Annotated in this window: 2 protein-coding genes and 1 pseudogene; 1 reads left to right on the top strand and 2 read right to left on the bottom strand. The window is 44.7% G+C overall.

Annotated elements, in window-relative coordinates; genetic code table 11:
* A partial coding sequence (locus QMZ29_RS10275; RefSeq protein ID WP_283225768.1) for a TonB-dependent receptor domain-containing protein occupies window positions 1-1324 on the bottom strand: 1324 nt, incomplete at its 3' end.
* A 667-nt stretch (window positions 1325-1991) separates the two neighbouring features.
* Window positions 1992-3428, bottom strand: a complete 1437-nt coding sequence (locus QMZ29_RS10270; protein ID WP_282995239.1) for a glucose/sorbosone family PQQ-dependent dehydrogenase — start codon at window positions 3426-3428, stop codon at window positions 1992-1994.
* 735 nt (window positions 3429-4163) lie between these two features.
* Here QMZ29_RS10270 and QMZ29_RS10265 point away from each other — a divergent pair.
* Window positions 4164-4529 (top strand): annotated as a pseudogene (locus tag QMZ29_RS10265) (transposase); the annotation flags it as partial.
* Between the last annotated feature and the right edge of the window lie 70 nt (window positions 4530-4599).

The raw sequence follows: 4599 nt of genomic DNA, 5'->3' as shown, positions 1-4599 counted from the left end.
CCATCGGCAGCCACTGGTGGTAGCGTTTGCTGCCGCTGTCGTCGCCGTTGCGCGGCGTGATGTAGTAATCGGTCGAGTCGAAGCTGACCGTGCTGTAGCGCAGGCCGGCGTCCAGCGTCCAGTGTGGCGTCAGTTGCCAGGAGGTTTGCAGGTAAGGATCCAGGTTCCAGATACGGTTCTTCTCGTTGCGCCGCTGGTCGCCTTTCTCGCCGTAGTCCACAGTGCCGTCTCGCAGAATAAAGTTTTCGAACCCCTGGCGGCGTTCGGTCATGGTTTCATAATCCAGACCGCCGATCAGTGTTAGCGGTAACGATGCGAGAGTATCCTCATGCTTCCAGCGAGTGTCAATGCCCTGATATTTTCTTTCCAGCACGATCACCCCGCCGGCGTGGGTGGGGTTGAGCTGCGGCCCCATCGGGATCGATTGGTACTGCGTGGTATGGCGTTCGCCGTGGTAAGCGGTCAGCGTCAGTTCGTCGCGCTCGCTCATCTGGCGTTGATAGCGCAGGCCGGCCTGGGTTTGATCGAGCGATTTGCGGGTGTTGTATTGATCCGCGCGCGGCGCCTGGCGCGGGTTTTCCTTCCATTCCGCTTCGGTCAGGCCGCCCGGATCGCCGGCGTCAATCGAGACGCTGTTGAACATCAGCATCAGGGTGCTGACGTCGTCCAGCCGCACGCCGAGCTTGCCGTTGCCGAGGTTTTTCCGCGCGGCGCTGTGATCGCGGTAGCCCTGAGTGCTGAAGCGGGTGCCGGAGATGACGTAGTTGACGTCGCCGGCCTGGGTGCCGTCGCCGGTGGCGCCGGTCGCTTTCACCCCGTAGCGCCAGGTGTTGTCGCTGCCGAAATAGCCGCCGGCCTCCAGCGTCGGCGGCTGGGTGCCGGTAGTCGTATCAACATTGATCACCCCGCCCGAGGCGTTGCCATACAGCGCGGAATAGGGGCCGCGCAACACCTCGATGCGTTCGACGGAATTGATGTCGATATTGGAGGTTTGCCCCTGACCGTCGGGCATGGTGGCGGGAATGCCGTCGACGTACATGCGCACGCCGCGCACGCCGAACATCGAACGGCTGCCGAACCCGCGTATCGACAGCTGCAGATCCTGCGCATAGTTTTGCCGGTTTTGAAGCTGCAGGCCCGGCACGCTGCCGAGGTTTTCCGACAGGTTAATCTGCGGCGCGGCGTTGCGCAGGTCTTCGCCGTCGATCACGCTGACGGAGACCGGCGATCCCAGCTCGGTCAATCCGGTGGGTTGCGCCATTACCACCAGGGTGTCGCTTTTTTCTTCATTATTTTCTGCCGCCAGCGCCTGACTGGCGAACATAGGCTGTAGCAATAACATTGCAGCCGGGGTCAGCACGGCGAGTTTCTTATTGGTCATGAAATAAATCCATTTCTTTGTATTGAAAGGGGACCAATGCCATAGCCCTATCAAAGTTAGCAATTAAAATGATATTAAAATAACATTTACTTCAACATCATTTGCATATTTATCATAATACACTAAATATATTACTTTATTCTCAACGCCATTTCATCAAGATATCTTAGTGATGATTATAAAAAACCATACAAATGACTCAAGTACAATTTTTGTAAGAAACCGTTCCTTAGCGCCCTGTAAGTTTAAATTAAGGCACTTTACATTACCGCTTCATGAGGCCTTAAACAAATCAACTAAAAAAGTAAGAGAGCGAAAAACATTTCAAATAAAAAACAAAGTAGTACAACCCAAAAACAATCCAACGAAGAAGTTAACCTCAAGCCAAAAGCTATTAACTCAAGAAATAAAACATCCTTAAACTCAATAATATCAACCACAAACCAAAACCCTATAGAAAACTCAAGTATTTCATGGTTTTGATTTTATTATTGGTGTAAATAAAATTACAATTAATTTATTAACGCCCCTCCTTTCATTAACTAGTTTATCACCCTTGACGAGAAACTATAAAGTAGCACAGGCACCGCAAGTACCTGTGCATAAAAAATCACTTACCGATATATTCGAAAACTATGATGGAACCAGGATTGCTCAGGTCATGAGTTGGATGATTAGTTTCATCCATCACATTGCCGAAGTTATCCGTGGCGACATAAATTTTTCGGGTATCGGGACTAACTAAAACCATGCGGTAACGGTTCGCCGTATGGAAATATTTAATAATATCCCCTTGGACATCCTGTTTGTCCGCCGTTAAAGGAACGCGATAAAGAGCACCATTTTTCATAGAACTGATGATCAGAGAATTTCGCCATGCTTTGATCACACCATCAGCCGGGTAATAAGTAATACTGGAAGGGGAAATGGTAGGCCAGCAGATGTAAGACGAATCTGCGGGGCAATTGCTATTGTTATAGGCATATCCGTCTTTGACGGTGAAGAACGTTTTCAGCGGCGCTCTGAAATCCGGCGCGTTCCATTCGGTTTCTTTCTGTATCGGCACTCCCGTCGGAATATGGTTGGGATCCCACTTCACGGAGGCGCAATCTTTGGCGGCGGAATAATTAGCGTAAACGTAGGCTTGATCGTCACGGAAGCCAGCAACATGCGGCCAACCGTAATTTCCGCCTGCCTCCAGCTTATTCAATTCATCGTCCGAGGAAGGACCTTGTTCCGAGTTATAGAGCATATCACCGACAAAAACCAAGCCTTGCGGATTACGGTGACCATAAGTAAAGAGATGACTCTTAATACCCTGGATAATCGGATTGTCTTCCGGAATGGTACCGTCCACATTCAGGCGCAGCACTTTACCCGCATAGGCAGAATAATCTTTGTTTTTCAGTTCATCCTCGGTAGGAATGCGTTGGGCATCGATGAGTTTGCAATAGTTAGCACCTTGGTTATGACCTTGTTCACCAATGGAATAATACAGTTTTCCATCTGGTCCGAATCGCAGTCGTCCACCATTGTGGTCATCACCAGCAGGGAAACCGGCAAGTACATCTGTTTCATTACTCAACGTATGCGTTTTGAGATCATATTCGAGGCGAACAATTTTCGCGTATTCCTTATTACCCATTTTATAAGTATAAGCGGTATAGACATAATTATCCCCCCCCTCTTTAAGGAAACTTGGAGATAATGCCAGGCCTAATAATCCCTCATGTTGAGGGCCAACAAATGCTTTGTCTCTTAGAGATATGACCTCTTTTTTTTCACCAGAATTAGGATTAATGCGAACAATAGACGCTTCTTTGCGTATAGTTACCCACAAATAACCATCCGGCCCCCATACCATATCCCACGGGGCATCCAAACCGGTCGATAGTACATAAGCGCGGAACGACTCGTTAGCTTGAACAATAGTAGAAGGACTGGACTTTTGGATTTTTTTAGAATGGATATCAGCGAAAGAGCTAAATACAGTTGCTGCTCCCAAAGATAGCGCTACAATTTTAATGATTGATTTTACTTTAGTCATACCCATCTCCTTAACCTTCTTGATTTAATGATTTTAGTTACAGAAAGCAACCAAACAAAGCACCACGAAATAATTATTAATAAAATAATAAACCTCGTCAATTGGCGAATTTGAATACAAGCTTGAAGACAAAATTTAATTTTTAACTTGACAAGTAAAAATTTGTTAAAAAAATTACAAAAACAGTTATTTTTTTGTTTTTTTATTCATTTTAATGGTTTATTTTGTTTGTTTTCATTATTTTTTATTCCAAATGGGAATAAGAAAAAAAAGAAAGCTAAAACTAACACTAAAAATCATAACAACTCAAACAAAATCTTAGTTGAAAGTTCTGTGATTATCTTGTGGTAAACCACCGTTCTTTGGTAAAAATCTTAATGTATTTAGTATTTACATTTTATTATAGACAAGCCACCTCAGAATCATCCAGTTAAAAGGCATTCATACTGGTACATTGGTTATATTCATTCTGACATAGCCATTTTCTTCAACATATTGACTCTCATTTCTTTCTGCTACTTTACACATATAATGCCGTAGGTTTATAGAGTTTATTTTTCTACTACTTTCCGTTTTATCCAGCATTTTTATACTCGTCTCAAACCATCACCTTGGGAACAACTATTGTTCGCGTGAGACTTTAACCTGAAGAAACCCCATGCAGAAATATTCATATTCACTAGCCACAATTAAGAAAGAAATCAAAAAATGAATTAATACGAAAGCTCATCAAATGTGTTCTGGTTTAGCAAATATCACTTGGCATGGACGCCGAGGTATCGATATAAAAATACGCATCGAAAAGATAGGCAAATAACCTTATCGAACAATTCATATACTCTTTAGCATGCAACGCTGTAAGCGCTACATTAGAGGTAAATATTCACACAGATTATGTATATCATCTTATGATATTTCTACCAAAGCTATCGATTTCGATCGTTAATAGACGTCCTGACTTGACGCAATGTACTCCCTCTTTATAATCGTTCCCCACACATGTCAAAAAAAACTGCGGAGCAGCCATTCTTGAGCAAGGAAATACTTTGTCAATACAGTTGGGGTAAACGAGGCATTATCAGGCGATACATGAAGCATCAGATAGGAAAGAGCAATGGGAAGAAAAACAAATGGAGCTATTGCGGGATTAATTCGAATAAGGCTGACCTGC

Origin of the sequence: Serratia sp. PF-27 (genome assembly GCF_030053255.1) — a bacterium.
GTDB lineage: Bacteria > Pseudomonadota > Gammaproteobacteria > Enterobacterales > Enterobacteriaceae > Serratia > Serratia bockelmannii.
The sequence above is the reverse complement of the archived record's forward strand: the minus strand, read 5'-3'. Positions and strand labels throughout refer to the sequence as shown.

Bases quoted from the DNA above. Each gene is read 5' to 3' on its own strand.
- QMZ29_RS10270 (WP_282995239.1), bottom strand. From the start codon at position 3,428: ATGACTAAAGTAAAATCAATCATTAAAATTGTAGCGCTATCTTTGGGA.